Below are 25,968 nucleotides of genomic sequence, written 5' to 3' on the forward strand. Positions count from 1 at the left end.
TACGGGGGGGCAGAACAAGGCGACCACGGTCCGCCCTTGGCCGGGAGGACCGGGACAAGGAGGCAGCAATGGAAACGAGCATCGTCGGCGTCGGGGTGGGAATCACCGACCGCTTTCGATCTGTTGTCGAAGAGAAGATCGCCAGGATCCAGACGCTTGCAGCGCGTGCGCAGCGCTTGGACGTCAAGGTCACGCACCGGGTGTACCGCAACGGCCGCGTGCCCGATGAGACGGTCGAGCTGACGCTCGTCGGCAAGGGTCCTGTCGTCCGGGCCGAGGCCACGGACGGTGACAAGTTCGTCGCGCTCGACCTCGCCATCGACAAGATGTGCGAGCAGCTGCGCCGCGCGAAGGAGAAGCGCGTCGACGGCCGTCACCACCCGCGTGGCGCCCACTTCGAGAAGGGCAGCGGAGCCCTCGAAGGCATCGATGTCCGACCCGCGTCGGCCGATGTGCTGCACGCCGTCGCGACGGGCAGCGTACCCATTCAGAACGACGAGGAAGAGACGTACTCGCCGGTCGTCATCCGCACCAAGAACTTCGAGGCGGAGTGGATGACCGTCGAAGAGGCCGTCGACCGCATGGAGCTGGTCGGCCACGACTTCTTCCTCTTCGTCGACGCCCGCACCGACCACCCCAGCGTCGTGTACCGACGCAAGGGCTGGGACTACGGCGTCATCTCGCTGACGACCCAGGCATCGCCGTCTGAGGCGCTCGCGTCCTGACGACAACGGAACGGCCCGCCTCGAGGGGCGGGCCGTTCTGTATGCGGCAGGGGCGTCGTCAGTCGAAGATTCCGTCGAGGATGCTGCCGATGACGAGGCCGCCGAGGATGCCGGAGGCGATATCACCGCCGCCGCCGCGGGATCCTCCGCCCCATCCGCCTCCGCCCCAACCGGGGGCCTGCGGACGCGAGGAGTCGATGTCGCGCTGGGCGAGCTGCAGCGCTTCGGATGCGAGGTATGCGACACGGCGCGCGCTCGCCAAGGCCTGCTCCCTGGTGTCCTCGGCGGGCAGGAGCTCGGTCAGATCCGCGCGCAGCCGCTCCGCCTCCGCGAGCCGCGTGCGGGCGTCGGCTCCGATCCATCCGCGGTGCCCGGCGATGAGGCCCCTGGCCACGCCCAGCTGACGGTCCGCGTCATCGATGGCGTGCTGCACCTGCTGGATGCTGGGCAGCGGGTTCTCGGCGCGGTACCTGGCCTTCGCGATCGCGTCGTCGAGGGCCGTGTTGGCTTCCCGGAGACGCGACAGCTCCGCGAAGGGGTCGCCCGGAGTGCCCGCGGGGGAGAGCGAGCTGAGGGCCTCCTGCAGCGCCGCGACGGCGGCGGCGACCTCGGGGACCTGGGGCGCGGTGCGCGCCGCGATGAGGTCGGACCGGGAGTCGGCGACCACTTCGGCCAGCGTGGACTCCGCACGCAGCGCTTCGATCTCGAAGTCCTCCACCGCGTCGAGGAGTGCGGATGCCCGCCGGGTCGCCTCCGTCGCGGTCTCGAGAGCGAGATTCGCCTCTTCGTTCTGCTTGGCGGCGCGACGTCGCTCCGACACATCCGCGCCGTGCACGGCGAAGGCGATGAGCTGCTCGGCCTCGGCGGCGCTCTCGACGATCTGCTTCATGGCGGACTCCGCGTAGCGGGAGGAGAGCCGTGCGACCGTCTCGGTCGTCTGCGGGATGCGGGCCTTGAGTGCGGCGGCGTCCGCCCGTACCTGGGCGACGATCTCGGGTGCGCGGCGCACCTTCGCGACCGATTCGGCCAGCACCGAGGTCTTCTCGTCGAGGAGGTCCTGCGCCCAGTCGCACAGCTGCACGATGCGGGCATTGCGGGTGCGCAGCTCCTCCGGGGTGTCGGGGATCTCGTCGTGGTTGAGCTGGTGAAGCTGGAACGCCTCGCGCATGTGCGTGCGCACGGATGTGAGCGCAGCATGCAGGTCGGCGGTCAGGGAGCCGCCCAGCTCTGCTTCGGCGAAGGCGAGTTCGTCGGACGTCGTCCGGATCCGCTCGTCCGTCGCCACGAGGGCCTGCTCGGCCCGGCGCGCGAGATCGGCATCCTGCGCGGCCAGCTCTTCCTGCTCGCGCTTGCGTCTACCCCAAAATCCAGCCATGCAATGATCCTAGACAAGCGCCGGAATGCGCGGGCTGTGCATCTGCCCCGGAACGGCGCGGTTCGCTCAGAGCGTCAGGCGACGGGCGACAGGGGTTGTGCGGGGGCATCCTTCGCCGGACGCCCGCGCTTGGGGCGCGTGGTCTCGAGCGCGATCCCGGCGGCGTGCTGCGGGGCGAGGGCGAGGCGGCGTTCGACGTGGTCCAGCCACTGCAGCTCCGCCTCGGCCGCCAGGATCATCGCATCGACGATGAGGGCACGTGCGAGCTGCTCGGCATCGTCTCCCTGATCGGGGGCGGAGAGCGCGCGCAACAGCGCGACCCGCTCGGTGGAGGCGGCCCGTTGCCGTCTCAGCAGTGCGACGACGTCGGCGCCCGGGAGGGTCGCGGCGAGCGACAGCTTGATCGCCAGCTCGTCGCGCGCGCCGGTCGAGCGCAGCACGGGCGACGACAGCCAGGCGGCGGCCTCCGCGCGGCCGGCATCCGTGATCTGCCAGAAGACGTGTCCGTGCTCGTCCTGTGCGCCCCTCGACACCAGCCCGTCGCGTTCCAGCCTCTCGAGGGTGTTGTAGATCTGCCCGACGTTGAGAGGCCACGTCGAGCCAGTGCGCCTGTCGAACTCGTGTCGCAGCTGGTAGCCGTAGCACGCACCCTGATCGAGGATGGCGAGCAGGCTCTGACGAACCGACATGGTTCCTCCGGTGGGCAGGCGGATGAAAGCGATACGCAGTATATGCATACGCAGAAAACATCACGTGCGGGCGCGCCGCAGGAGCAGCGTGCAGGCGACGTGCAGGTCACAGGCCGGTAACATGAGCACGTATGCCCGCAGGGCGCCTCCGGCGACCGGGCGGTTTACCCATCGACAGGGAGATGACATCTGTGGCCAATCCTCTTGAGAAGCTGCTGCGCGCCGGGGAAGGGCGGGTCATCCGTCGCCTGAACCAGGTGGTGAAGGCCGTCAACGCGCTGGAAGAGGACATCGCGAAGCTCACCGACGACGAGCTGCGCAACGAGACCACCGAGTTGCGGGCGCGCTTCGAGAAGGGGGAGACGCTCGACCAGCTGATGCCCGAGGCGTTCGCCGCGGTGCGCGAAGCGGCCAAGCGCACGCTCGGCATGCGGGCGTACGACGTCCAGATCATGGGTGGGGCAGCTCTCCACCTCGGCAACATCGCGGAGATGAAGACCGGTGAGGGGAAGACGCTCGTCGCGACGTTCCCGGCCTACCTCAACGCGATCGCGGGCAAGGGCGTGCACGTCGTCACCGTCAACGACTTCCTCGCGTCGTATCAGGCCGAGCTCATGGGTCGCGTGTACCGCGCGCTCGGCATGACCACGGGCATCATCGTCTCGGGTCAGACGCCGGCGGTGCGTCGTGAACAGTACGCCGCCGACATCACCTACGGCACGAACAACGAGTTCGGGTTCGATTACCTGCGCGACAACATGGCGTGGCGCAAGGAAGACCTCGTGCAGCGCGAGCACTTCTTCGCGATCGTCGACGAGGTCGACTCGATCCTCATCGACGAGGCGCGCACGCCGCTCATCATCTCGGGGCCGTCGTCCGGCGAGGCGAACCGCTGGTTCGCCGAGTTCGCCAAGATCGCCCGCACGCTCGAGGCCGGCGTCGACTACGAGGTCGACGAGAAGAAGCGCACCGTCGGAGTCCTGGAGCCGGGTATCGAGAAGGTCGAGGACTACCTCGGCATCGACAACCTCTACGAGTCGGCGAACACTCCGCTCATCTCCTTCCTCAACAACTCCATCAAGGCGCTGGCGCTGTTCAAGAAGGACACCGACTACGTCGTGATGAACGACGAGGTGATGATCGTCGACGAGCACACGGGGCGCATCCTCGTGGGGCGTCGGTACAACGAGGGCATCCACCAGGCCATCGAGGCCAAGGAGGGCGTGCCCGTCAAGGCCGAGAACCAGACCCTCGCAACCGTCACGCTGCAGAACTACTTCCGCCTCTACGAGAAGCTCGCCGGCATGACGGGCACGGCCGAGACCGAGGCGGCCGAGTTCATGTCGACCTACAAGCTCGGCGTGATCCCCATCCCGACGAACAAGCCGATGATCCGCAAGGACAACCCCGATCTCGTCTACAAGAACGAGACCGCGAAGTTCGCTCAGGTCGTCGAGGACATCGCGGAGCGGCATGCGACGGGCCAGCCGATCCTCGTCGGCACCGTGAGCGTCGAGAAGAGCGAATACCTCTCGCGCCTGCTGGCCAAGAAAGGCATCAAGCACGAGGTCCTCAACGCGAAGAACCACGCGCGCGAGGCGGAGATCGTCGCCCGAGCAGGTCGCCTCGGTGCGGTCACCGTCGCGACCAACATGGCCGGTCGAGGCACCGACATCATGCTCGGTGGAAACGCGGAGTTCCTCGCCGTGCAGGAGCTGAAGAGTCGCGGACTCGATCCCGTCGAGACGCCGGAGGAGTACGAGGCGGCGTGGGACGAGACCTACGAGGCCATGAAGGCCACCGTCGCCGAAGAGGGCAAGAAGGTCGCGGAGGCCGGCGGCCTCTACGTGCTCGGCACCGAGCGTCACGAGTCTCGTCGCATCGACAACCAGCTCCGCGGTCGATCGGGACGTCAGGGCGACCCCGGCGAGAGCCGGTTCTACCTGAGCCTCACCGACGACCTCATGCGCCTGTTCCAGTCGGGGGCGGCCGAGGCGATCCTCAACCGGACGAACTTCCCCGACGACGTGCCGATCGAGTCGGGCCTCGTCTCGCGGGCGATCCGCAGCGCCCAGGCGCAGGTCGAGGCGCGCAACGCCGAGATGCGCAAGAACGTCCTCAAGTACGACGACGTGCTCAACCGTCAGCGCGAGGCGATCTACGCCGACCGCCGCCACATCCTGCAGGGCGACGACATCGCCGACCGCGTGCAGCACTTCATCGAGGATGCGATCACGGGGATCGTCAAGGACCACACCGCCGAGGGGCACAACGAGAGCTGGGACTTCGACGCACTGTGGACCGAGCTGAAGACGCTCTATCCCGTCGGGGTGACGATCGACGAGGTCGTCGCTGAGGCCCAGGGACGCAAGGGCGGCATCACCGCCGAAGCTCTGACGCGCGAGCTCCTGTCCGACGCCAAGATCGCGTACGAGAAGCGCGAGGAGTCGCTCGGATCCGCCGCAACGCGCGAGCTGGAGCGGCGTGTCGTGCTTCAGGTGCTCGACCGCCGCTGGCGAGACCACCTGTACGAGATGGACTATCTCAAGGACGGCATCGGCCTGCGCGCCATGGCGCAGCGTGACCCGCTGATCGAGTATCAGCGCGAGGGCTACGCCATGTTCCAGGCGATGATGGGCCAGATCAAGGAGGAGTCGGTCGGGTACCTCTACAACCTCGAGGTCGAGGTGCGCCGCGCCGGCGACGCCGAGTCCACCGAGGTCGAGGCCAAGGGCCTCGCCGACGGCGCAGGCGAACAGAAGCTCGAGTATTCCGCGCCCGGAGACAACGGCGAAGTCGAGGTGCGGAACGATCGCGGTCAGGTGCAGCAGGCGGCGACGGACCGGCTGCGCCAGGCGGCTGCCGCTCGTGCTGCCGACGAGCAGCCCGCCGCCGATGCGCCGCGCGGCGCCTTCGGTCAGCGGACGGATGCCGCTGCTCCGGCCGCGGGAAACCGCGAACAGCGTCGGGCGCAGGCGAAGAAGAAGTGACGCGACTGGTCGGAGAACCGTCTGCGCGGTGATCTCACGTGCGCGTGAGCACGGCGTCCCGCACCGGGGGGTCGGTGGCGGGATCGTGTTCGTGACGGCGCTAGGCTTGGGCAATGACACCTTCGCGCCACTTCGACCAGTCGTCGAAGCTCAAGAACGTCCTGTACGAGATTCGCGGAAACGCCCTCGTCGAGGCGGCGCGGCTCGAAGCAGAGGGTCACAAGATCCTCAAGCTCAACACGGGCAACCCGGCGATCTTCGGCTTCGACGCGCCGCACCAGATCGTTCACGACATGCTCGCGGCCCTGCCGACCGCGCACGGCTACAGCGAGAGCAAGGGCATCGTGTCGGCGCGGCGCGCCGTCGTCAGCCGCTACGAGCAGATCGAAGGGTTCCCGCGCTTCGACCCTGAAGACGTCTTCCTCGGCAACGGAGTCTCCGAGCTCATCACGATGACGATGCAGGCGCTCCTCGACGAAGGTGACGAGGTGTTGATCCCGGCACCGGATTACCCGCTGTGGACGGCGATGACGAGCCTGGCCGGCGGCACGCCCGTGCACTATCTGTGCGATGAGAACGACGGGTGGCAGCCGGACCTCGAGGACATCCGATCGAAGGTGACTCCGCGCACCAAGGCGATCGTCATCATCAATCCGAACAACCCCACCGGCGTCGTCTACTCGCGGGAGATCGTCGAGGGCATCGTGCAGATCGCCCGTGAGAACGAGCTCCTGCTGCTCTCCGACGAGATCTACGATCGCATCCTCTTCGACGACGCGGTGCACGTCCCGACCGCCACGCTGGCGCCGGATCTGCTGTGCCTCACCTTCAACGGGCTCTCGAAGACCTACCGCGTCGCCGGGTACCGGTCCGGGTGGCTAGTGGTGACCGGGCCGCAGGAGCACGCCCGAGGCTTCCTCGAGGGCATCAACCTGCTCGCGTCGACGCGGCTCTGTCCGAACGTCCCCGCGCAGCACGCGCTGCAGGCGGCGCTCTCCGGAGTGCAGTCCATCGACGCGTTGATCGCGCCGACCGGGCGCCTCCACGAACAGCGGGACATCGCGTGGGAGGGGCTGGAGGCGATCCCCGGTGTGTCATGCGTGAAGCCGCAGGGCGCGCTGTACGCGTTCCCCAGGCTCGACCCCGAGGTCCACGAGATCCGCGATGATGCCAAGCTGGTCTACGACCTGCTCGTCTCGGAGCACATCCTGCTGGTGCAGGGGACCGGCTTCAACTGGGCGACCCCCGACCATCTCCGGCTCGTGACATTGCCCGAGCCACGAGTCCTCGCGGAAGCCGTCGAACGGCTCGGGAACTTCCTCTCGAGCTATCGGCAGTAGCCGCGGTGGTCTGAGGCGCCATCGTCGTTGCAAGACGCCGCACGGCGGCCACGAGCGCGGAGCGCGGCGTGAGGTCGCTCATGGGGCGCGCGTGCAGCAGCGTGGCGTCGGCGGCGCGCTGGTCGTACGGCAGGAACACGATGTCTGTGATGCCGGCGAAGCGCTCGAGGGTGCGGCGGATCTGACCGCGTGCATCGAGTCCGAGGGGCCCGGAGCGCAGCTGGTTGATCACCACGCTGACCGGTGTGGGAGCGGTGATCCTGCGCAGCTCCGCGTGATCGCGCAGCAGGCGGCTGATGCCCAACGGATCTGCCGCTCCGACGGCGATGATCGCGTCAGCCTCCGCGAGGGCCGCCGTGGTGGCCCCGTGGCGTCGGGGGCCCGCGAGGTCGTACGTCGCCTCGTCATCGGCGTCGATGGCCGCGGAGACGTCGACGACGATCTCGTCGGCCCAGCCGCGGCAGGCGCGGAGCGCCGCTCCGAGACGCGCCGCGGAGAGCTCGGGCCAACGGCTCGGCCGGTTGATGCCGGCGAGCACCTCGACCTCTCCCGCGTCCGTGGCGACGGTTGCGGCGAGCCTCGTGAGCTCGGCATGGTCGAGCACCCCGAGCTCCGCGCGGCGGCAGGCCGCGGCGATCCCCGGCGTATCGTCGCTCAAACCCAGCAGCAGCGCCACGGACGGGGCGACGGTGTCCGCATCGACCAGCACCGTGCGCCGCCCGGCTCTGGTGAGCTCGACGGCGAGTTGGATCGCCACCGTGGTGCGCCCGGGAGCCCCATGCGGCCCCCAGACCACGGTGATGCGGCTGGGTGATCGGGGTGCGGCGGGGGCCGCGGACGGGGCGTCGTCCGAGAGCACGGCGGCGACCTCCCACCCGGCCGCATGTGCGGGGAGCGGCGCGGCGAGCCCATAGCGGGCGAGCAGCCGATTGTCGCCGTCGCCCAGCGGCACGATGCGCACGCCGGCCTGATCGCACGCCGCCACCAGTGCGGGCGTCAGAGCCGTGCGCGTGGCCGGCAGCACGATCGCATCGATCCCCGGCGCGAGCGGCAGTGCGGATGCCGGCGGCACGACCGCCGCGACGTGGACGCCCTCGATCTCGAGCTCGGCCGCCAGGGCGCTGGCCCGCGGTTCGCCCACCGCCACGACGACCGTGCTCACAGCGCCCCCACGGGCACCACCGACACCAGAGCGCCGCCTGTGATCGCGGCGAGCACGTCCGCCACCTCCGCGCGATCGATGACCACTTCGACCGTGGTGCGTCCCTCCGAGGCGAGCATCCCCTCGGAGTCGACGACCGACGAGACGATGACATCGGATACGAGGATGCGCGGCGCCTCGTGCGATCGCCCTCCGTCGATGGGGGGCGCCTGCCAGAGTTCGACGACGGTTCCTGCGGAGACGTCGTCGGGGATCCTCGTGCTGCTCTCGACGACCATCGTGGTGGTGCGGGCGTCGGCGGCCGCAGCCGAGGCGGATCGCGGCAGCAGCTCGCCTTCGTCGATCGTGCGGGCCGCGATGCGCCCCTTGGCCAGATCCTGAGGACCGAGGTAGTCCTCCGTGAGGCGTCCGAGCGCGACATCGACGACTTGGAAGTCTCCGGAAGACAGGGTCTCGCCCTTCACGATCGTCCGCGTGGCCTGGAGCACCGGCGTCGTGCGCGCCGAAGACGACACGATGAGCCAGACGCCGGCGACGGAGAGCACGACGAGCAGGATTCCGACGAGGAAGCGCGCATCGCTCCAGAAGGCGCGCCGAGGACGGGAGAAGGAGGCCATGCGCCCATCGTCACAGAGTCCGGGACCTCCCCGCGGGAGTTATCCACAGGTTGGCAGACCTATCGACCGATATGCCAGCTCGGGGCAGAATGGGGTCATGGTCGACTCCTCCGCATCCGCACCGCGATTCCTCGCGCCCGCCCAGGTCGCGGAGCTGCTCAGCATCGACGTCGAAGAGGTCATCGCCCTCGTGTACGAGGGGCGCCTGCGCGGCTCCCAGCTGGGTTCGCCCGCGCGGTGGCGCGTCGAGGAGTCGAGCCTCGCCGAGTACCTGGCAGAGCAGTCCGAGGAGGCTCGGCGGATGGCGCTGTGGCGGCAGGCGAACGAGGCCAGCTTCCCCGAGGTGTGGGGGACGACGCCTCACGGCATCTGATCACCGGCTGTCTGCACCCATGCGAGCGCGGAGAAGGGAACGATGCTGAAGCCGCGCACGGATGACGCGCGGCGCACGTCGCCGGCGTCGTGCAGCGCCACGTCGAGATGGTCGGCGCCGGCCCGATCGATCGTCCCGTAGAGGTCGCCCCCGTCGATCGTCGACAGTCGCACCGGCACCCGCCGCCGGGCGAGATCGCGCAGGACGAACCCGAGGGCCATCCGCTCGCGGAGCGACCGTTCCTGCTCGCCCTGGTCCTCGAGACTCGCGAGCACCATGCCGTGGTCGGTCGACAGCCCGCGCACCGCGTCGAGCGGCACGATGCGCACCGTGCGTGCGATGCCTGGCCCGTCGCCGTCCAGCGGCTCGACCGCGACCCAGTCGGCTCCGAGCGCCCGCAAGGCGACCCGCATGCGCCGTCCGCCGGGAAGATCCACCGTCGTGGCCGCGTGCGCGCTGCAGAGCACACGCAGGCGATCGCGGAGTTCCAGACGCGAGATCCGCAGCCGCTCCGATTCCGCGTCGAGCGCCGCCTTCTCGGCCTCCCACTCCGAAGCGAGCTGGCCTTCGAGGTCTTCGAACAGTCGATCCCAGTGCATCCGAATGAGCGTAGGCGACGCGCGTCTCTTGCGTACGAGTTATCCACAATGCGCCCTCTGTGCGAGCGTTCGCGACCGGAGCCCATGCTCTACTGGCTGCGGTCTTCGCCGAACGAGAGGGCTTGCAGATGACGCTCCACGAGTACTTCGCGCCGCAGCCGACGCCGCGTTCCGAGCTGCCCGATCCGGTACCACTGCTGCGCAGCCTGACGCAGGGCGTGCTCGAGGTGCTCGCCGGCGTCCGCGAGGTCGACCAGCTCGCACGGTGGTTCAACGAGGACGCGTACCGCAGCCTCGTGACCCGCGCGAACCTGTCCGCCCGGGCGCGCAGCGCTCGCGGCGTGCCGCCGGCGCGCCCCACGTTCCAGATCCGGTCCATCCGCACCTCCGAGCCCGTCGACGGCGTCGTCGAGGCTGTGATCGTCGTGGCGGGGCCCGGTCGCACGCGCGCCGTCGCCGTGCGCCTCGAGGGGCTCGACCGGCGCTGGCGCGCGGCGTCGCTCGCGGTGCTCTGAGAGGCGCGCTGAGAGAGGCGGACGGGGAGCCCACCAGTAGGCTGGTGAGGTGTCAACCCTCAGTGATCTCGCCCAAGCCCAGGGCCTCCTGACCGACGGCGACGTCGAATGGCTCCACCGCCTCGCCGGCGATGGACAGCTTCTCGCCGATCTGGCATCCGCCGATATCGTCATGTGGATCCAGACCGACGATGGCTCGTTCATCGCCGTGGCGCACGCACGGCCCAGCGGTGCGGCGACGCTCTTCTACCGCGACATCGTGGGGGAGCGCGTTCGGCCGCAGTGGCGCACGCAGGTGCAGGGGGCCTTCGAATCGGGCGAGATCGTCGACTCATCCTCGCCCGACTGGTTCGAGGAGACGCCCACCAGGGTCAGGGCGGTGCCGATCGTCAACGAACGTCGCTCGGGCGATCAGCCGCCGTCGGTCATCGGCGTCGTGACCAGGCACACGAACCTCGGCGAGGCCCGCACGCCGTCGCGCCAGCAGATCACGTTCGACGAATGCGCCAACGACCTGTTCCGGATGATCGCCGACGGCAGCTTCCCCGACCTGGCCGCGCCGACGTCTCCGCGGCGAGGCGCTCCGCGCGCCTCTGACGGTCTCATCCGCATCGACGTCGACGGCATCACCACCTTCGCGAGCCCGAACGCGCTCTCCGCCTTCAACCGGATGGGCTTCGACGACGAGCTCGAGGGCGAGTCCCTGGCGGAGGTCACCACGCGTCTGGTCCCGCCGTCCCGTCAGGTCGACGAGTCGCTGCCGGTCGTCGTGACCGGGCGTGCGCCGTGGCGCACCGACATCGAGGCCAGGGGAGTGACCGTGTCGCTCCGCGCCATCCCGCTCAAGGACCACGGCACGCGCATCGGCGCGATCGTGCTGTGCCGAGACGTGTCAGAGCTGCGGCACCAGGAGCAGGAGCTCATCACCAAGGATGCGACGATCCGCGAGATCCACCATCGGGTGAAGAACAACCTGCAGACCGTCGCGTCGCTGCTGCGCATCCAGGCACGGCGGACGCACTCGGACGAGGCGCGCGAGGCCCTCACCCAAGCCATGAGGCGCGTCGATTCGATCGCGGTGGTGCACGATACGCTCGCGCAGGGGCTCACGCAGAAGGTCGACTTCGACGAGGTGTTCCACCGCGTGCTCAAGCTGGTGGCAGAAGTCGCCGCAGCCCCGAACACGCGCGCCCGCACGCAGTCCACTGGTCGCTTCGGGGTACTGCCGAGCGAATACGCCACGCCCCTCGCGCTTGCGCTGACCGAGGTCGTCACCAACGCCGTCGAGCACGGTCTCAAGGGGCAGGAGGGCGTCGTCACGATCGACGCCAGCCGCACCGAGGAGAATCTGCGCGTGACGGTGCGCGACACGGGTCATGGCCTCCCGGAGGGGCGCATCGGCCAGGGACTCGGCACGCAGATCATCCGCACCCTCATCCAGGGGGAGCTGGGCGGCACGATCGAGTGGCGCGGCACCGACGGCGAGGGCACGGAGGTCGTGATCGACGTCCCGTTGCGCTGGCTGAACAAGTGACTCCCGTGCCCTCGCGGCACGCAACGACGATGGCCCCGGATCCGAGGATCCGGGGCCATCGTGGCGTACGGGGCGCGCGTTCGATGCGGCGACGGTCAGGAGGCGCGGCGTGCGCGCGCGGCGCGGCGCTTGAGCGCACGGCGCTCGTCTTCGGAGAGACCGCCCCACACGCCCGAGTCCTGGCTGGTCTCGAGGGCGTACTGCAGGCAGATCTCGGTCACGGTGCAGGTTGCGCAGACGGACTTCGCCTTCTCGATCTGATCGACGGCCGGCCCCGTGTTCCCGACGGGGAAGAAAAGCTCAGGGTCGACAGTCAGGCAGGCGGCCTTGTCGCGCCAGTCCATTGGGGCTCCTCGGTGTGGATTTCAAGAGATGTCGTCGTGCGACGCCTCGGATTCGGGCGGCAGATCGGGTTCAGCTACCCTGATGGGATGCGAGCGGATGCTCGCTCTGTGTGATGCGGGCGAAGCGCCCGACCCACGCCGCTGTGGGAGCACATGACTTTGTCTATTCTGTTACATGAACCCTGCGAAATCAAGGGTTTTCCTCCTTCTCATCCGATTCCCAGGAGACGCCGTGCGCGCACCCCGACTCGCCCTCGCTTCAGCCGCCGTCCTAGCCGCCGAGGGCGCGGCGCTCCTGGTGTTCGCCCTGATCGAGCTCATCGGACTCGGTGCCGGTGACGCGTCATCCCTGCCGACCGCGCTCGCGCTGATCGTCCTCACGCTCGTCGGCGCCGCAGCCTTGTTCGCCTTCGCGGTCGGCGTGCGCTCCGGCCGATCTTGGGCGCGCTCGGGCGGGGTCGTCTTCCAGGTGCTCGCCGTGACCCTCGCCCTCGCGTCCCTGACCGTGCAGCCCGTCGTGTGGCTGTTCGTACTGGCGGTGGGGCTTCCCGGAGCCGTGGGCTTCGTGCTCCTCGTCGCCAGCGCGCGTGCCGAGGGAGGGTCCGCTCGCGCGGACTGATCCTCAGGCGTCGACGCCGAGGAGCTTGCGCAGCCTGGCCACGTGTCCCGTGGCCTTGACGTTGTACAGCGCGTGCTCCACGACTCCATGCTCGTCGAGCACGAAGGTCGAGCGGATGACGCCTTCGACGGTCTTGCCGTAGTTCTTCTTCTCGCCCCAGACGCCGTATGCGGAGTGCACCGCGTGGTCGGGGTCGCTGAGGAGGGTGAAGGTGAGACCGTCGCGCTCCCGGAACTCGGCGAGCTTGGCAGGCTCGTCACGGGAGATCCCGACGACGCGATAGCCCGCCCCTTGGAGCGAGGAGATGCTGTCGCGGAAGTCGCACGCCTGCGTCGTGCACCCCGGGGTCATGGCCGCAGGGTAGAAGTAGAGCACCGTCTTCTCGCCGCGCAGATCGGCCAGGCTCACCGTGTCGCCGTCCTGGTCGAGCAGGGAGAAGTCGGGGGCGGGGGTTCCGGGTTCGAGGCGCTCAGTCACCTGTCCAGCCTATCGGCCCGGTGTCTGCTCCGCCTTGTCGGCGAAAGTCTGGAGCAGGCGCTGCAGCGAATCCAGGCGTGCGCGGCCGGTCGGACCCAGGCGTCCGGACTCGGCGGCTTCGATGAGCGCGCAGTCGGGAGCATCCGCCCTGTGCGTGCACCCGCGGGGGCAGTCCTCGGCGATCTCGGCGAGCTCTGTGAACGCCGCGAGGATGTTCGCCGGGTCCACGTGGCCGAGCCCGAAGGAGCGGACACCCGGTGTGTCGATGACCCAGCCAGAGCCACCATGCCCGCGGTACCTCAGTGAGACCGTGGAGGAGGAGGTGTGCCTGCCCCGCCCCGTGACCTGGTTCACGTGTCCGGTCGCGCGCCCCGCCGTCGGCACGAGGGCGTTCACCAGCGTCGACTTGCCGACGCCGGAATGACCGACGAACACCGTGGAGTGGCCGACGAGAGCAGCGCCGATCTCCGCGACCGGCATGTCTGTGCGTCCGCTCGTGAACATCCGCAGGTCGTCGAGACCGTCGAAGTGGGAGAGGAAGTCCGCTGGATCGGCCAGGTCGGTCTTGGTGACGACGAGCAGGGGGCGGATGCCGGCGTCGAGCGCGGCCACGAGATAGCGATCGACCAGGCGCGCACGGGGTTCGGGGTCTGCGGCGGCGACGACGATGAGCATCTGGTCGGCGTTGGCGACGATGACCCGCTCGACCTGATCGGTGTCGTCCGCGCTCCGACGCAGCAGCGAGGTGCGCTCCACGATGCCGACGATGCGCCCGAGGGTCCCCTCGTCGCCGGAGGTGTCGCCGACCACGCGCGCCCGGTCTCCGGTCACGATGGGGGTGCGCCTGAGTTCTCGGGCCCGCGCCGCCGTGATCGTGCGTTCATCCGGAGTGTCCTCGTCGATGAGCACCGTGTATCGGCCACGATCCACGCCGAGCACACGACCGATCTGCGCGTCCTCGTGCGCGGGCCGCCGCTTCGTGCGCGGTCGGTTCGCCTTCGGGTTGGGGCGCGTGCGTACGCTGCTCTCGTTGTACTCCTCGAAGTCGTCGTCGAGGTCGTCGTCGCCGAGCCAGCTCACGCGGAGTCGCCTCGCAGCATCCGCGCCCACAGGAGGGTGAACTCGGGGAGCGTCTTCGCCGTTGTTCCGATGTCGTCGATCTCGACGCCAGGCACACGCAGACCGATGAGAGCGCCGGTCGTCGCCATCCGGTGATCGTGATGAGCCGCCCAGCGCGCACCCCGGAGCTCCGCTGGGACGATGCGCAGGCCGTCGGGCAGCTCCTCGGCGACGCCGCCGAGCGCACGGAGGTTGCCGATGAGCGCGGCGATGCGATCGGTCTCGTGCAACCGGATGTGTCCGATCCCCCGGATCGTGGTGGGGGAATCGGCGAAGGCGGCGAGCCCGACGATCGTCGGGGTGAGCTCGCTCGCGGCCGAGAGGTCGAGGTCGAGACCGCGGATGCCGCTTCCGGCGCGAACCGTGAGCGCACCGCCGTGTCTGCCGACGTGCGCACCCATCGCCTGCAGGATCTCGGGCAGGAGGTGCCCCGGCTGCGTGGAGTGCACCGGCCAGCCGGTGATGGTCATCGACCCGCCGGTGACGAGCGCCGCCGCGAGGAACGGGGCCGCGTTCGACAGGTCTGGTTCGATCGGCACCTCCTTGGCGCGCGGTACCCCGGCCTCGACGAGCCACTCGCCGACACCGGGGCGCTCGATGCGGATGCCTCGGCGGCTGAGCGCCTCGATCGTCATGTCGATGTGCGGAAGGCTCGGGAGGTGCTCGCCCGTGTGCACGAGATGCAGGCCGACATCGAAGCGCGGCGCGGCGAGGAGCAGTCCGGAGACGAACTGGCTCGACGCCGAGGCGTCGACCTCGACCCGTCCTCCCCGGATGCGTCCGTGTCCGCGGATCGTGAAGGGGAGAGCCCAGGTGCCCTCGTCGTCGATGTCGACGCCGAGGTCGCGCAGGGCGCTGATCAGCCCGCCCATCGGCCGATGCAGGGCCGTCTCGTGCGCCGTGAGGTGCACGTCCTGCTCGGCGAGGCCGGCGAGCGGGGCGATGAAGCGCATCACGGTTCCCGCCTGGCCGCAATCGACCGTGACGCCTCCGGTGAGCTTGGCAGGGGTGACCACGAGGTCGGGGCCGAACTCGCTCTCGGACGGAACCTCCTCGATCCCCACGCCGAGTGCGCGCAGCGCGTCGACCATGCGACGTGAGTCGTCGGAGTGCAGCGGCGCGATGAGGCGCCCCGGCCCGTCGGCGATCGCGGCGATGATCAGCTCGCGGTTGGTCAGCGACTTCGAGCCGGGGATCGTCAGGGTCGCGCGCACGGGGCCCTCGGCCGCAGGCGCGGCGTAAGAGCCCTGGACGAGGGGAGGGGAATACCTGTTGGCGCTCATCGGTTCCCACCTTAGTGAAGCGAGTGCCGGGCCGGGACTTTCCGGAATGTCACGTCGCCGCGAAGGAGAGAGCATGATCGCGACGCTGGAACGCGAGGTCGTCGACCTCGGCGGCCTAGACTGGCCGGTGATGGATGACACCGCACGCGCAGACACCGTCAGCGACTCCCGGCGCGAGTTCGAGGACCAGGCGATCCCGTACATGGATCAGCTGTACGCCGCAGCCATGCGCATGACCCGCAATCCCGCCGACGCGGCCGACCTCGTGCAGGAGACGTTCGTCAAGGCGTACGGATCATGGTCGACCTTCACGCAGGGGACGAACCTCAAGGCGTGGCTCTACCGCATCCTCACGAACACGTACATCAACATCTATCGCAAGAGGCAGCGCGAACCCTTCCAGGGGACCATCGACGAGCTGGAGGACTGGCAGCTCGGCGGCGCCGAATCGACGACGGCCTCGCACAGCCGCTCGGCCGAGGCAGAGGCGATCGATCGGATGCCGGCGTCGGTGGTGAAGGACGCGCTGCAGGCGGTTCCCGAGGACTTCCGTCTCGCGGTCTACCTCGCAGACGTGGAAGGCTTCGCGTATCAGGAGATCGCGGACATCATGAAGACCCCCATCGGCACCGTGATGAGCCGCCTGCATCGTGGCAGGCGGATGCTGCGGGAGCTGCTGGCCGACTATGCCGCGGAGCGAGGCATCGCCGCGGCTGACCCGAGGAGCAGGAAATGAGCGACTGCGGTTGCGAGAAGGCGCGTCAGGATCTCGAGGAGTATCTCCGCAACGAGGTCTGCAAGACCGAGCACTCCGAGATCCGCGAGCATCTCGAGAACTGCCCGGCGTGCCGCGACGAGGCGCTCGTGGCGAAGACCCTCACCGAGGTCGTCGCCCGGGCCTGCAAGGAGACGGCGCCTGAAGAGCTGCGCGACCAGGTGTTCGCGCGTCTTCGCGAGGTGCAGGCCGCACAGCACTGATCTGGTGTCGGGATCCCTCGTTAGGGTGGACCCATGACGGCCATCGACGCGCGAGACATCCCCGCAGACTCCCGATCCGCGGAGCGGCTCCGCTCCGACGGACTCGACTACCGCGTCGTCGACGCCGACGACGAACAGGCGATGAGCGCGTTCCTGCGGGCGGTCGACCGCGGATTCCTGGGACCGGAGCCCACTGACGAGGCCCTGACCCAGGTGAGGGGCGTGTTCGCGGCCCGGAGGAACATCGCCGTCGATGATCCCGCGTCGCACGGCGACCTGCCCATCGCGACGACGAACTCCTGGGTCACGCCGCTCACCGTCCCCGGTGGCGCTCAGCTCGACATGTGGGCGATCAGCGTCGTCACCGTGGCTGCCACGCATCGCCGACGCGGAATCGCCAGGGCGCTGCTCGAGGGCGAGTTGCGGTCGGCGGCGTCGGCCGGTCTGCCGATGGCGGGTCTCACCGTGTCCGAGGCGACGATCTACGGCCGGTACGGCTTCGGCTCCGCGGTCCCCGTCGCATCCTTCACGGTGGACACGCGCCGGGCGGGCTGGGCGGGGTTCGTCCCTCCGGGCCGAGTGGAGTACGTCGACAGGGAACTCCTCGCCGACGAGCTCGGCGCGGTGCACGACCGCGTGCTCCGCTCGGCATCCGGTCGCGTGCCGGGGTGGCGGGGGCGGTGGGAAGGACATGCGGGCGTGGCGCCGCATGTGCCGAACCGCGACTCGGTGCGCGGGGTGCGGTACCTCGACGCTCACGGCGACGTCCGTGGCGCCATGGCCTATGCGCTCTCCGAGAAGGAGGGCACCTTCCGCTTCCGCATGGACATCCGGCTCATGGTGACCGAGACGCCCGACGCGGCGGCTGCCCTCTGGCGGTTCGCACTGAATCACGACCTCGTCGATACCGTGACGGCCGACCTGCGTCCGATCGACGACCCGCTGCCGTGGCTCGTCGCCGACCCTCGCGGCGTCACGACGGTCGAGCACGATCACGGATGGCTGCGCATCCTCGACGTGCCGGCAGCGATGCGCGCCCGCACCTACTCGGCCCCGCTCGACGTCGTGCTGCGCGTCGACGACCCGTTGGGCTTCACCGCGGGAGACTGGCTCCTCCAGGTCGACAGCGCGGGAGAGGCTCGGGTCACGAGAGCGACGGACCGCGAGCCGGACGCGTCCCTGTCGGTCTCCGTGCTCTCTTCGCTGTACGCCGGCGCGGTTCGCGCTCGCACGTTGCACGGTGCCGGACGTCTCGTCACGGATTCCGGCACGGCGGACGCACTCGATCGAGCGTTCATCGCGTTCCCCGCTCCTACGCTCGACATCTGGTACTGAACGCCGAGAGCGCACGAGGGCGCCCCGAACCGGTCGGGACGCCCTCGTGCGCGACGACGCAGCTCAGGCCAGGGTGAGCGCGTCGCGCAGGAGCTTCGCCTGCTCGGCGGCGTGCACCTTCGACGAACCCGTCGCGGGCGAGGCCGAAGCGGGGCGCGACACCGGACGGAACGTACGGTCGCCCGGGACGTCCGCGAACGCCAGCGCCAGGAACGGCCACGCACCCTGGTTCTCCGGCTCCTCCTGCACCCACACCAACTCGGCGTTGGGGTACGAGTCGGTGATCGCCTTGAGCTGGTCGATCGGCGTCGGATAGAGCTGTTCGAGGCGCACCAGGGCGATCTCGGGGTTCGGGTTCTTCTCGAGCTCGGCGCGCAGGTCCCAATGGACCTTGCCCGAGTGCACGAGGACGCGCCTCACGGCGGACCGATCGAGACCGCGGTCGTCGTCGATCACCGGCTCGAAGCGGCCGCTCGTGAACGCCTCGACCGGGCTGGTGGCACCGCGGAGGCGCAGCATCGCCTTCGGAGTGAAGACGATCAGCGGCTTGCGCGGGCGTGCATACGCCTGGCGGCGGAGGAGGTGGAAGTGGGATGCCGGCGTCGACGGGCGCGCGACGATCATGTTCTCCTGGGCGCACAGCTGCAGGAAGCGCTCGATGCGGGCGGACGAGTGGTCGGGACCCTGGCCCTCGTAGCCGTGGGGGAGGAGCAGAGTCACACCGGACTGCTGGCCCCACTTCTGCTCCGCGGACGAGATGTACTCGTCGATGACCGACTGGGCGCCGTTGACGAAGTCGCCGAACTGCGCTTCCCAGAGCACGAGCGCTTCGCGCGCCTCCACCGAGTATCCGTACTCGAACGCGAGGGCCGCGTACTCGCTGAGCAGCGAGTCGTAGACGAAGAAGCGCCCCTGGGAGTCGGAGAGGTTCGACAGCGGCAGCCACTCCTGACCGTTCGCACGATCGTGCAGCGTCGCGTGCCGCTGCACGAAGGTTCCGCGGCGGGAGTCCTGCCCGGCCAGGCGCACGGGCGTGCCCTCGACGAGGAGGGAGCCGAAGGCGAGGAGTTCGCCGAAGCCCCAGTCGATGTTGCCGTTGCGGCTCATGTCGAGGCGCTTCTCCAGCAGCTGCTGGATCTTCGGGTGCACCGTGAAGCCCTCGGGCTTGTTCACGAACGCGTCGCCGATGAGCTCGATGACCTCGCGCGGGACGCCTGTGACCTCGGGTGCGCCCACCTGCTCGTCGACCGGCGGCAGGTCCGGCGCGATCGGCGTCGCGCCGGTCTCGGCCGCGTGCGTCTCGGCGAAGGCGATCTCGAGCCTGTTCTGGAAGTCGGCCTTCGCCTGGTTGTACTCCTCCTCGGTGATGTCACCGCGGCCGACCAGCGATTCGGTGTAGAGCTTGCGGACCGAGCGCTTGGCCTGGATGAGGTCGGTCATGAGCGGCTGCGTCATCGACGGGTCGTCGCCCTCGTTGTGTCCGCGGCGGCGATAGCACACGAGGTCGATGACGACATCGCGGTGGAAGCGCTCGCGATACTCGAAGGCGAGCTGCGCGACGTGGATGACCGCCTCGGGGTCGTCACCGTTCACGTGGAAGATCGGCGCCTGGATGGTCTTCGCGACATCGGTGGAATACACCGACGTGCGGCCGTCGTTCGGCGTGGTCGTGAAGCCGACCTGGTTGTTGACCACGACGTGGATGGTGCCGCCGGTGCGGTACCCGCGCAGCTGCGACATCTGCAGCGTCTCGACCACGACGCCCTGGCCGGCGAAGGCCGCATCGCCGTGCACGAGGATCGGCAGCCACGTGAACGTGCCGATGGGCTTGCGGTCCTGCTTGGCGCGGACGATGCCCTCGAGAACGCCGTCGACCGTCTCCAGGTGTGAGGGGTTGGCCGCGAGGTACACGGGCAGTTCGGCGCCGTCCTCGGCGACGAACGTGCCCTCGGTGCCGAGGTGGTACTTCACGTCGCCGGAGCCGCGCTGGTTGCCGGGCATCTGGGTGCCCTCGAACTCGCGGAACACCTGACCGTAGGTCTTCCCGGCGATGTTGGTGAGGACGTTGAGCCGGCCGCGGTGGGCCATTCCGATCGCGGCACCCTCGAGCCCCGCGTTTGCCGCGCCCTGGAGGATCTCGTCGAGCAGCGGGATCAGCGACTCGCCGCCCTCGAGCGAGAAGCGCTTCTGTCCGACGAACTTCGTCTGCAGGAAGGTCTCGAAGGCCTCGGCCTCGTTGAGCTTGCGCAGCACGCGCAGCTGCTCGTCGTGCCCGGGCTTCTGGTACTTGACCTCGACCTTCTCCTGGAACCAGCGCCGCTGCTCGGGGTCCTGGATGTGCATGTACTCGATGCCGACGGTGCGGCAGTAGGAGTCTCGGAGCACGCCGAGGATGTCGCGCAGCTTCGCCACCCGCCGGCCGCCGAAGCCGCCCGTGACGAACTCGCGGTCGAGATCCCAGAACGTGAGTCCGTGGCTCTCGATCTCGAGGTCGGGGTGGGAGCGCTGCACGTACTCGAGCGGATCGATGTCCGCCATGAGGTGGCCGCGCACGCGGAACGAGTTGATGAGCTCCTGCACGCGCGACTGCTTGTCGACACGCTCGGCGAGGTCGACGGCGATGTCGGGGTTCCAGCGGATCGGCGCATAGGGGATGCGGAGGGCCGCGAAGATGTCGTCGTAGAACCCGCGCTGACCGATGAGGAGCTCGTGCACCTTCTTCAGGAACTCGCCCGAGCCCGCGCCCTGGATGACGCGGTGGTCGTACGTGCTCGTGAGGGTGATGGTCTTGCCGATGGCGAGCTCGTTCAGGGTCTTCTCGCTCGCGCCCTGGAACTCGGCGGGGTACTCGAGCGCTCCGGCGCCGATGATGCACCCCTGGCCCTTCATGAGGCGCGGGACCGAGTGCACGGTGCCGATGCCGCCGGGGTTCGTCAGCGACACGGTCGTGCCCTGGAAGTCGGCGGCCGTGAGCTTGTTGTTGCGGGCCCGGGTCACCAGATCCTCGTAGGCGGCGAGGTACTCCGTGAACGTCATGGTGTCGGCGCGCTTGATGCTCGGCACCAGGAGGGCACGCGTGCCGTCGGGCTTGGGCAGGTCGATCGCGATGCCGAGGTTCACGTGCGCCGGGGCGACCACGGAGGGCTTGCCGTCGATCTCGGCGTAGAAGACGTTCTGGCTGCGGAATTCGTCGAGCGTGCGGATGAGCGCCCATCCGATGAGGTGGGTGAAGCTGACCTTGCCGCCGCGCGTGCGGGCCATGTGGTTGTTGATGACGATGCGGTTGTCGATCATCAGCTTGGCGGGAACGGTGCGGACGCTGGTCGCGGTCGGGACGGTCAGCGACTCGTCCATGTTGGCGGCGAGCGTCTTCGGCATGCCGCGCAGGACGGTGACCTTGTCCTCCTCGGTCGCCTCCTCAGCGTCCTTGGCCGCGGGCTTGGGCGCCTGCGCGGGGATCGGGGCCGCCGCGGCGGGCTTGGCGGTGGTGCGCGCGACGGGCTGAGCCCCGATCACGGGGATGGGCGCCGTCACCGGGTGCGCGGACTGAGGTGCTGCGGGTGCCGTGGCGGCCGTGCCGGATGCGGCATCCGATTCGTACTTCTCCAGGATCGGCCACCACTCCTTGTCGACGGAGTCACGGTCGGCCTTGAACTGCTCGTAGAGCTCTTCGACGAGCCAGGAATTGGCTCCGAACCCCCCGTCGCCCCCGACGCCGGTCACCTGGTTCGACACGCTCGATCGCCCTCTTTCATCGCTGAATCTCAACGTGTGCTCGCACGGAAGCAGGATGCGCCCGGGTCTGCACACTCTCGACCAACAAGCCTAACGTGTTTCGGCCCCGCAATCGTCGTCGCCCCGCCCCGATCGGGGGTGGATGTCGCTACCGTGGAGGAATGAAGTTCGCAGGGTCGCAGCCGTCCGTCGATCTGACCTACTCCGACGTGTTCCTCGTGCCTCGGCGGTCGGACGTCACCAGCCGTCTCCAGGTCGATCTCACGCCGCACGACGGCACGCCGGCGACGCTGCCGATCGTGGCCTCGAACATGAACTCCGTGACGGGCCCTCGCCTCGCTGCGGTGCTCGCGCGGCGCGGCGGGTTGGGGGTGCTGCCGCAGGACATGCCCCTGCAGGACCTCGACTCCGCCATCCGCGACGTCAAGTCCCAGCCCGTGCAGTGGGACACGCCGCTCGTCCTCCCGCCGAACGCCTCCGTGGCCGACGCTCTGCGACTGCTGCCTCCGGCCGCGGGACACGGCATCGTGGTCGCGAGCGGTCGCGCACCCTACGCGATGGAGTCGGTGCGCGGCGTGCTCCCCGCCACACGCCTCGCGACAGCGCTGCCCGATGCGCAGCTGGGCGACCTCGTCCGCTCCGGCACGCCGTCGATCGACGCTGACGACATCGGGTCAGAGCGCCACGCGTTCGACGTCATCACCGGGGCAGGCGCCGAACTGGTCACGGTCACCAGGCACGGCCAGCTCGTCGGCACCCTCAGCGCACGCAGCGCGCTGCGGTCGACGCTCTACCGCCCCGCCGTCGACGCCGACGGACGGCTGGCGGTCGCCGCGGCCGTCGGCATCAACGGCGACGTGGCGGCGAAGGCACGCGCCCTCGCCGCAGCGGGCGTCGACGTGCTCGTGCTGGACACGGCTCACGGCCATCAGGAGGGCATGCTGCGCGCACTGCGCACCGTGGCGGATCTCGGACTGGGGCTTCCGGTCGTCGCCGGCAACATCGTCACGGCGGACGGCGTGCAGGATCTCGTCGAGGCCGGGGCGACGATCCTCAAGGTCGGCGTGGGCCCCGGCGCCATGTGCACCACCCGCATGATGACGGCCGTGGGGCGCCCGCAGTTCTCGGCCGTGCTCGAGACGGCAGAAGCGGCTCGCGCCCTGGGTGCGCACGTGTGGGCGGACGGGGGAGTGCGCTACCCGCGCGACGTCGCGCTGGCGCTCGCCGCGGGCGCGGCATCCGTGATGATCGGCTCGTGGTTCGCCGGCACGATCGAAGCGCCTGGCGAGCTGCAGCGCGACGCCGACGGCCGCGTCTTCAAGGAGTCGTGGGGGATGGCGTCGACCAAGGCCGTGCAGGCCAGGTTCGGCCGACTCGACGCATACGAGCGCGCGAGGAAGGAGCTGTTCGCCGAGGGCATCTCGTCGTCGACGATCTACCTCGATCCGCTGCGGCCCGGCGTGGAGGACCTGCTCGACATGATCACCTCGGGAGTGCGGTCGTCCTTCACCTACGCGGGCGCCGCCTCGGTTCCGGAGTTCCACGAGCGCGCGCTCGTCGGGCTGCAGTCCGCAGCGGGCTATGAAGAGGGGAAGGCGCTGCCGGTGAGCTGGTAGACCGCTGTCGCGGCGGATCCACAGCGGACCTCTGTACAATCGTCGTCACTATGGACGACCCTCCCAGTTGCAGTACATCGCCCCACCGCCCGCCTCTCGATAGCGAGAGGAACCTCTGATGGATTACATCCTGCTGGGCGTGGGGCTCCTCCTCACGGTCGGGACGGGTCTGTTCGTCGCCAGCGAATTCGCGCTCGTCAACCTCGACCGGGCAGACCTCGAAGCGCGCCAGGCTCGCGGCGAGTCGCGCCTCTCCCTGACGATCAGCGCCCTGCGGCACACGTCGACGCATCTGTCCTCGGCACAGCTCGGCATCACGCTGACGACGCTGCTCACCGGTTACACCATGGAGCCGGCCCTGTCGAACCTGCTGAGCCCGACGCTCACCGCGTGGGGCATCCCCGAAGGCGCCGTGGCCCCCATCGCCACCGTCGTCGCGATGCTCGTCGCGACCGCCGTGTCGATGATCCTCGGCGAGCTGGTTCCGAAGAACTTCGCACTGGCCCTCCCTCTCGCGACGGCCAAGCTCGTCGTCCCGTTCCAGGTGGCGTTCACCACGGTGTTCAAGCCCGCCGTCGTCGTGTTGAACGGCAGCGCGAACGGTGTGCTCCGCGGCATGGGGATCGAGCCGAAGGAGGAGCTGTCGGGTGCGCGCACGGCCGAGGAGCTCTCCTCGCTCGTCCGCCGCTCGGCCAGCGCCGGAGTGCTCGAGGCCGACACCGCGACACTGCTCGACCGCACGCTCACGTTCGCGCGGCTGACGGCGGCCGACGTCATGACGGCTCGTCCGAGCATGCACGCGATCGCCGCGGGCGACTCCGCCGACGACGTCATCCAGCTCGCGCGGCGCACAGGTCACAGCCGCTTCCCGGTCTACGACGACGATCTCGACGACATCACCGGTGTCGTGCATCTCAAGGCGGCGGTGTCCGTTCCGCGCGAGCGGCGTGCCGAGGTGCCCGTCGGGGCGCTCGCGACCGAGCCGCTGCGCGTACCGGAGACCGCGCACATCGACGGACTCATCGCCGAGCTGCGCGCCCGGGGCTATCAGCTCGCGGTGGTCGTCGACGAATACGGCGGCACCGCGGGGCTGGTGACGCTCGAGGACCTCATCGAGGAGCTCGTCGGCGAGGTCGCCGACGAGCATGACCGGACGCGGGCGGGGATCGTCACCGGCCGTGACGGCGTGACCTTCCCCGGCGAGCTGCGCCCGGATGAGCTGCGCAGCCGCGCAGGCGTCGAGGTGCCGGAGGGCGACGTCTACGACACCGTCGCCGGCTACGTCATGAGCGTGCTGGAGCGGGTCCCCGCCGTCGGCGACGAGGTGACGCTGGACAGCGGCACCCTCACGGTGGTGCGGATGGACGGGCGCCGTATCGACCGGCTCCGCTACATCCCGAGACCGGATGACGCCGGAGAGGAGGCGGCACGATGAGCGACTGGGCGGGAATCGCATGGCTGGTCGTGCTGCTCCTGGCGAACGCCTTCTTCGTCGGCGCCGAGTTCGCCGTCATCTCCGCACGCCGCTCGCAGATCGAGCCTCGTGCGGAGCAGGGATCGCGCGCAGCCAAGACCGCGCTGTACGCGATGGAGCACGCCACGCTGATGCTGGCCACCTCGCAGCTGGGCATCACGATCTGCTCGCTGCTCATCCTCAACGTGTCCGAGCCTGCGATCCACCACCTGCTCGCAGCGCCGCTGCATGCGATCGGCTGGTCGGATGCCGTGGTCGACGCCGTGTCGTTCACCGTCGCGCTGCTGCTCGTGTCGTTCCTGCACGTCGTGTTCGGCGAGATGGTGCCCAAGAACCTGGCGTTCTCGGTGCCGGACAGAGCCGTGCTGATCCTCGCGACGCCGCTGGTGTGGGTGTCGAAGGTGTTCATGCCGGTGATCTGGCTGCTGAACGCCTCGGCCAACGCCGTGCTGCGGCTGTTCCGCGTCGAGCCGAAGAACGAGGCGGCCTCGACGTTCACGCTGGAGGAAGTGGCGACGATCGTCGACCAGTCCCGTCGCGAGGGTGTCCTCGCCGATGCGGCGGGGGCGGTGGCCGCCGCGGTGGAGTTCACCGACAAGAAGGCGCGCGACATCGCCGTGCCGCTGGACGATCTCGTGACGCTGCCGCAGACCACGACACCCGACGAGATCGAGAAGGCCGTGGCGCGCTACGGGTTCTCGCGGTACGTCATCGTCGATGACGAGGGCGCGCCCATCGGGTACGTGCATCTCAAAGACATCCTGCGGGCGTCCGAGGGGCCCGATGCCGAGGCGAAGGTCTCGGTGCCGCTGCCGGCCAAGCGCATCCATCACATGGTTCCCGTGCAGGAGGACACCGACCTCGAGGACGCGCTCGCGGTGATGCGCCGCGCGGGGCGCCACCTGGCGAAGGTGCGCGACCGTGAGGGGCTCACCACGGCCGTGCTCTTCCTCGAGGACATCCTGGAGGAGCTCGTGGGCGAGGTGCAGGACGCGACTCGCCGGGTCCGCGGACACTGACGCGCCCTCAGGCACCGCCCCGTCGCCCGTGCGTCGGGGCGGTGCCGTGC

The 25,968-nt window shown here is 69.4% G+C and carries 23 protein-coding genes; 13 read left to right on the forward strand and 10 right to left on the reverse strand.

The genetic code is table 11. The features are described from left to right. Nucleotides 1-68: 68 nt before the first annotated feature. On the forward strand, nucleotides 69-725 hold the full coding sequence (gene hpf / locus AB663_RS09970) for a ribosome hibernation-promoting factor, HPF/YfiA family (protein ID WP_067198491.1): 657 nt from the start codon (nucleotides 69-71) through the stop codon (nucleotides 723-725). A 58-nt stretch (nucleotides 726-783) separates the two neighbouring features. Here hpf and AB663_RS09975 read toward each other — a convergent pair whose 3' ends face one another. Both AB663_RS09975 and AB663_RS09980 read right to left on the reverse strand, forming a co-directional pair. Continuing rightward, the gene (locus AB663_RS09975; RefSeq protein ID WP_067198493.1) at nucleotides 784-2,100 is read right to left on the reverse strand and encodes a hypothetical protein; all 1,317 of its coding nucleotides are present in this window, start codon (nucleotides 2,098-2,100) and stop codon (nucleotides 784-786) included. A gap of 74 nt (nucleotides 2,101-2,174) precedes the next feature. Beyond that, entirely contained in the window at nucleotides 2,175-2,789 is a 615-nt protein-coding gene (locus tag AB663_RS09980) for a PadR family transcriptional regulator (RefSeq protein ID WP_067198496.1), read from the reverse strand. A gap of 191 nt (nucleotides 2,790-2,980) precedes the next feature. Between AB663_RS09980 and secA the strand changes: the two genes are divergently transcribed. Then, complete coding sequence (secA, locus tag AB663_RS09985; protein ID WP_067202575.1) at nucleotides 2,981-5,779, forward strand: preprotein translocase subunit SecA; 2,799 nt, start codon at nucleotides 2,981-2,983, stop codon at nucleotides 5,777-5,779. A gap of 113 nt (nucleotides 5,780-5,892) precedes the next feature. Further along, complete coding sequence (locus tag AB663_RS09990) at nucleotides 5,893-7,119, forward strand: pyridoxal phosphate-dependent aminotransferase (RefSeq protein ID WP_067198498.1); 1,227 nt, start codon at nucleotides 5,893-5,895, stop codon at nucleotides 7,117-7,119. On the opposite strand, the gene AB663_RS09995 is transcribed toward AB663_RS09990, so the two are convergent. Both AB663_RS09995 and AB663_RS10000 read right to left on the reverse strand, forming a co-directional pair. After that, nucleotides 7,010-8,281: an AAA family ATPase gene (locus AB663_RS09995; RefSeq protein ID WP_067198500.1), complete on the reverse strand. Its 1,272-nt coding sequence runs from the start codon at nucleotides 8,279-8,281 to the stop codon at nucleotides 7,010-7,012. The genes AB663_RS09990 and AB663_RS09995 overlap by 110 nt on opposite strands. Then, a complete protein-coding gene (locus tag AB663_RS10000; protein WP_067198502.1) occupies nucleotides 8,278-8,898 on the reverse strand; it encodes an SAF domain-containing protein in 621 nt (206 codons plus the stop codon). The genes AB663_RS09995 and AB663_RS10000 overlap by 4 nt, the downstream gene beginning before the upstream one ends. A 97-nt stretch (nucleotides 8,899-8,995) precedes the next feature. Between AB663_RS10000 and AB663_RS10005 the strand changes: the two genes are divergently transcribed. Beyond that, on the forward strand, nucleotides 8,996-9,271 hold the full coding sequence (locus AB663_RS10005; protein WP_067198504.1) for a helix-turn-helix domain-containing protein: 276 nt from the start codon (nucleotides 8,996-8,998) through the stop codon (nucleotides 9,269-9,271). Here AB663_RS10005 and AB663_RS10010 read toward each other — a convergent pair. Continuing rightward, nucleotides 9,259-9,870 carry a hypothetical protein gene (locus AB663_RS10010; protein ID WP_067198506.1) on the reverse strand — a complete coding sequence of 204 codons (612 nt, stop codon included), beginning with the start codon at nucleotides 9,868-9,870 and terminating at the stop codon, nucleotides 9,259-9,261. The genes AB663_RS10005 and AB663_RS10010 overlap by 13 nt on opposite strands. A 128-nt stretch (nucleotides 9,871-9,998) precedes the next feature. Here AB663_RS10010 and AB663_RS10015 point away from each other — a divergent pair, with 128 nt between their 5' ends. Both AB663_RS10015 and AB663_RS10020 read left to right on the forward strand, forming a co-directional pair. Next, nucleotides 9,999-10,385 (forward strand): Rv3235 family protein, encoded by a 387-nt coding sequence (locus AB663_RS10015; RefSeq protein WP_067198508.1) that lies wholly within the window; start codon nucleotides 9,999-10,001, stop codon nucleotides 10,383-10,385. Between the two features lie 49 nt (nucleotides 10,386-10,434). Next, nucleotides 10,435-11,919, forward strand: coding sequence for a sensor histidine kinase (locus AB663_RS10020; RefSeq protein ID WP_067198510.1), 1,485 nt, complete (start codon nucleotides 10,435-10,437; stop codon nucleotides 11,917-11,919). A 95-nt stretch (nucleotides 11,920-12,014) separates the two neighbouring features. On the opposite strand, the gene AB663_RS10025 is transcribed toward AB663_RS10020, so the two are convergent. Continuing rightward, nucleotides 12,015-12,263, reverse strand: a complete 249-nt coding sequence (locus AB663_RS10025; protein ID WP_067198513.1) for a WhiB family transcriptional regulator — start codon at nucleotides 12,261-12,263, stop codon at nucleotides 12,015-12,017. 232 nt (nucleotides 12,264-12,495) lie between these two features. Here AB663_RS10025 and AB663_RS10030 point away from each other — a divergent pair, with 232 nt between their 5' ends. Further along, nucleotides 12,496-12,882 carry a hypothetical protein gene (locus tag AB663_RS10030; protein ID WP_067198515.1) on the forward strand — a complete coding sequence of 129 codons (387 nt, stop codon included), beginning with the start codon at nucleotides 12,496-12,498 and terminating at the stop codon, nucleotides 12,880-12,882. A gap of 3 nt (nucleotides 12,883-12,885) precedes the next feature. Here AB663_RS10030 and bcp read toward each other — a convergent pair whose 3' ends face one another. Genes bcp through aroA form a run of 3 tightly spaced genes read right to left on the reverse strand, consistent with a single transcriptional unit; the run spans nucleotide 12,886 to nucleotide 15,761 of the window. Beyond that, nucleotides 12,886-13,359: a thioredoxin-dependent thiol peroxidase gene (gene bcp, locus AB663_RS10035; protein ID WP_067198518.1), complete on the reverse strand. Its 474-nt coding sequence runs from the start codon at nucleotides 13,357-13,359 to the stop codon at nucleotides 12,886-12,888. Between the two features lie 9 nt (nucleotides 13,360-13,368). Further along, complete coding sequence (gene rsgA / locus AB663_RS10040) at nucleotides 13,369-14,439, reverse strand: ribosome small subunit-dependent GTPase A (RefSeq protein WP_067202578.1); 1,071 nt, start codon at nucleotides 14,437-14,439, stop codon at nucleotides 13,369-13,371. Continuing rightward, nucleotides 14,436-15,761 carry a 3-phosphoshikimate 1-carboxyvinyltransferase gene (gene aroA, locus AB663_RS10045; protein WP_067198520.1) on the reverse strand — a complete coding sequence of 442 codons (1,326 nt, stop codon included), beginning with the start codon at nucleotides 15,759-15,761 and terminating at the stop codon, nucleotides 14,436-14,438. The genes rsgA and aroA overlap by 4 nt, the downstream gene beginning before the upstream one ends. A 73-nt stretch (nucleotides 15,762-15,834) precedes the next feature. Between aroA and AB663_RS10050 the strand changes: the two genes are divergently transcribed. From AB663_RS10050 to AB663_RS10060, 3 genes are read left to right on the forward strand one after another with little or no spacing between them, the layout of a single operon-like run. After that, nucleotides 15,835-16,497 (forward strand): sigma-70 family RNA polymerase sigma factor, encoded by a 663-nt coding sequence (locus AB663_RS10050; protein ID WP_067198523.1) that lies wholly within the window; start codon nucleotides 15,835-15,837, stop codon nucleotides 16,495-16,497. Then, nucleotides 16,494-16,739: a zf-HC2 domain-containing protein gene (locus tag AB663_RS10055; RefSeq protein ID WP_067198525.1), complete on the forward strand. Its 246-nt coding sequence runs from the start codon at nucleotides 16,494-16,496 to the stop codon at nucleotides 16,737-16,739. The genes AB663_RS10050 and AB663_RS10055 overlap by 4 nt, the downstream gene beginning before the upstream one ends. 33 nt (nucleotides 16,740-16,772) lie before the next feature. Next, nucleotides 16,773-18,074, forward strand: a complete 1,302-nt coding sequence (locus tag AB663_RS10060) for a GNAT family N-acetyltransferase (protein ID WP_067198528.1) — start codon at nucleotides 16,773-16,775, stop codon at nucleotides 18,072-18,074. Nucleotides 18,075-18,137: 63 nt separating this feature from the next. On the opposite strand, the gene AB663_RS10065 is transcribed toward AB663_RS10060, so the two are convergent. Further along, nucleotides 18,138-21,809, reverse strand: a complete 3,672-nt coding sequence (locus AB663_RS10065; RefSeq protein WP_067198530.1) for a multifunctional oxoglutarate decarboxylase/oxoglutarate dehydrogenase thiamine pyrophosphate-binding subunit/dihydrolipoyllysine-residue succinyltransferase subunit — start codon at nucleotides 21,807-21,809, stop codon at nucleotides 18,138-18,140. Between the two features lie 161 nt (nucleotides 21,810-21,970). Between AB663_RS10065 and AB663_RS10070 the strand changes: the two genes are divergently transcribed. The 3 genes from AB663_RS10070 to AB663_RS10080 all read left to right on the forward strand — a co-directional run bounded on the left by AB663_RS10070 (nucleotide 21,971) and on the right by AB663_RS10080 (nucleotide 25,918). After that, a complete protein-coding gene (locus AB663_RS10070) occupies nucleotides 21,971-23,425 on the forward strand; it encodes a GuaB1 family IMP dehydrogenase-related protein (RefSeq protein WP_067198532.1) in 1,455 nt (484 codons plus the stop codon). A 118-nt stretch (nucleotides 23,426-23,543) separates the two neighbouring features. Next, on the forward strand, nucleotides 23,544-24,860 hold the full coding sequence (locus AB663_RS10075; RefSeq protein WP_067198536.1) for a hemolysin family protein: 1,317 nt from the start codon (nucleotides 23,544-23,546) through the stop codon (nucleotides 24,858-24,860). Continuing rightward, nucleotides 24,857-25,918, forward strand: coding sequence for a hemolysin family protein (locus AB663_RS10080; RefSeq protein ID WP_067198538.1), 1,062 nt, complete (start codon nucleotides 24,857-24,859; stop codon nucleotides 25,916-25,918). The genes AB663_RS10075 and AB663_RS10080 overlap by 4 nt, the downstream gene beginning before the upstream one ends. Nucleotides 25,919-25,968 lie beyond the last annotated feature (50 nt).

It is taken from the genome of Microbacterium sp. XT11 (genome assembly GCF_001513675.1).
In the GTDB taxonomy this organism is placed as follows: Bacteria; Actinomycetota; Actinomycetes; order Actinomycetales; family Microbacteriaceae; genus Microbacterium.

Coding starts and splice junctions, on each gene's coding strand:
- hpf (WP_067198491.1), top strand. CDS start 69: ATGGAAACGAGCATCGTCGGCGTCGGGGTGGGAATCACCGACCGCTTT.
- AB663_RS09975 (WP_067198493.1), bottom strand. CDS start 2,100: ATGGCTGGATTTTGGGGTAGACGCAAGCGCGAGCAGGAAGAGCTGGCC.
- AB663_RS09980 (WP_067198496.1), bottom strand. CDS start 2,789: ATGTCGGTTCGTCAGAGCCTGCTCGCCATCCTCGATCAGGGTGCGTGC.
- AB663_RS09990 (WP_067198498.1), top strand. CDS start 5,893: ATGACACCTTCGCGCCACTTCGACCAGTCGTCGAAGCTCAAGAACGTC.
- AB663_RS10000 (WP_067198502.1), bottom strand. CDS start 8,898: ATGGCCTCCTTCTCCCGTCCTCGGCGCGCCTTCTGGAGCGATGCGCGC.
- AB663_RS10005 (WP_067198504.1), top strand. CDS start 8,996: ATGGTCGACTCCTCCGCATCCGCACCGCGATTCCTCGCGCCCGCCCAG.
- AB663_RS10010 (WP_067198506.1), bottom strand. CDS start 9,870: ATGCACTGGGATCGACTGTTCGAAGACCTCGAAGGCCAGCTCGCTTCG.
- AB663_RS10015 (WP_067198508.1), top strand. CDS start 9,999: ATGACGCTCCACGAGTACTTCGCGCCGCAGCCGACGCCGCGTTCCGAG.
- AB663_RS10025 (WP_067198513.1), bottom strand. CDS start 12,263: ATGGACTGGCGCGACAAGGCCGCCTGCCTGACTGTCGACCCTGAGCTT.
- aroA (WP_067198520.1), bottom strand. CDS start 15,761: ATGAGCGCCAACAGGTATTCCCCTCCCCTCGTCCAGGGCTCTTACGCC.
- AB663_RS10050 (WP_067198523.1), top strand. CDS start 15,835: ATGATCGCGACGCTGGAACGCGAGGTCGTCGACCTCGGCGGCCTAGAC.
- AB663_RS10055 (WP_067198525.1), top strand. CDS start 16,494: ATGAGCGACTGCGGTTGCGAGAAGGCGCGTCAGGATCTCGAGGAGTAT.
- AB663_RS10060 (WP_067198528.1), top strand. CDS start 16,773: ATGACGGCCATCGACGCGCGAGACATCCCCGCAGACTCCCGATCCGCG.
- AB663_RS10070 (WP_067198532.1), top strand. CDS start 21,971: ATGAAGTTCGCAGGGTCGCAGCCGTCCGTCGATCTGACCTACTCCGAC.
- AB663_RS10075 (WP_067198536.1), top strand. CDS start 23,544: ATGGATTACATCCTGCTGGGCGTGGGGCTCCTCCTCACGGTCGGGACG.
- AB663_RS10080 (WP_067198538.1), top strand. CDS start 24,857: ATGAGCGACTGGGCGGGAATCGCATGGCTGGTCGTGCTGCTCCTGGCG.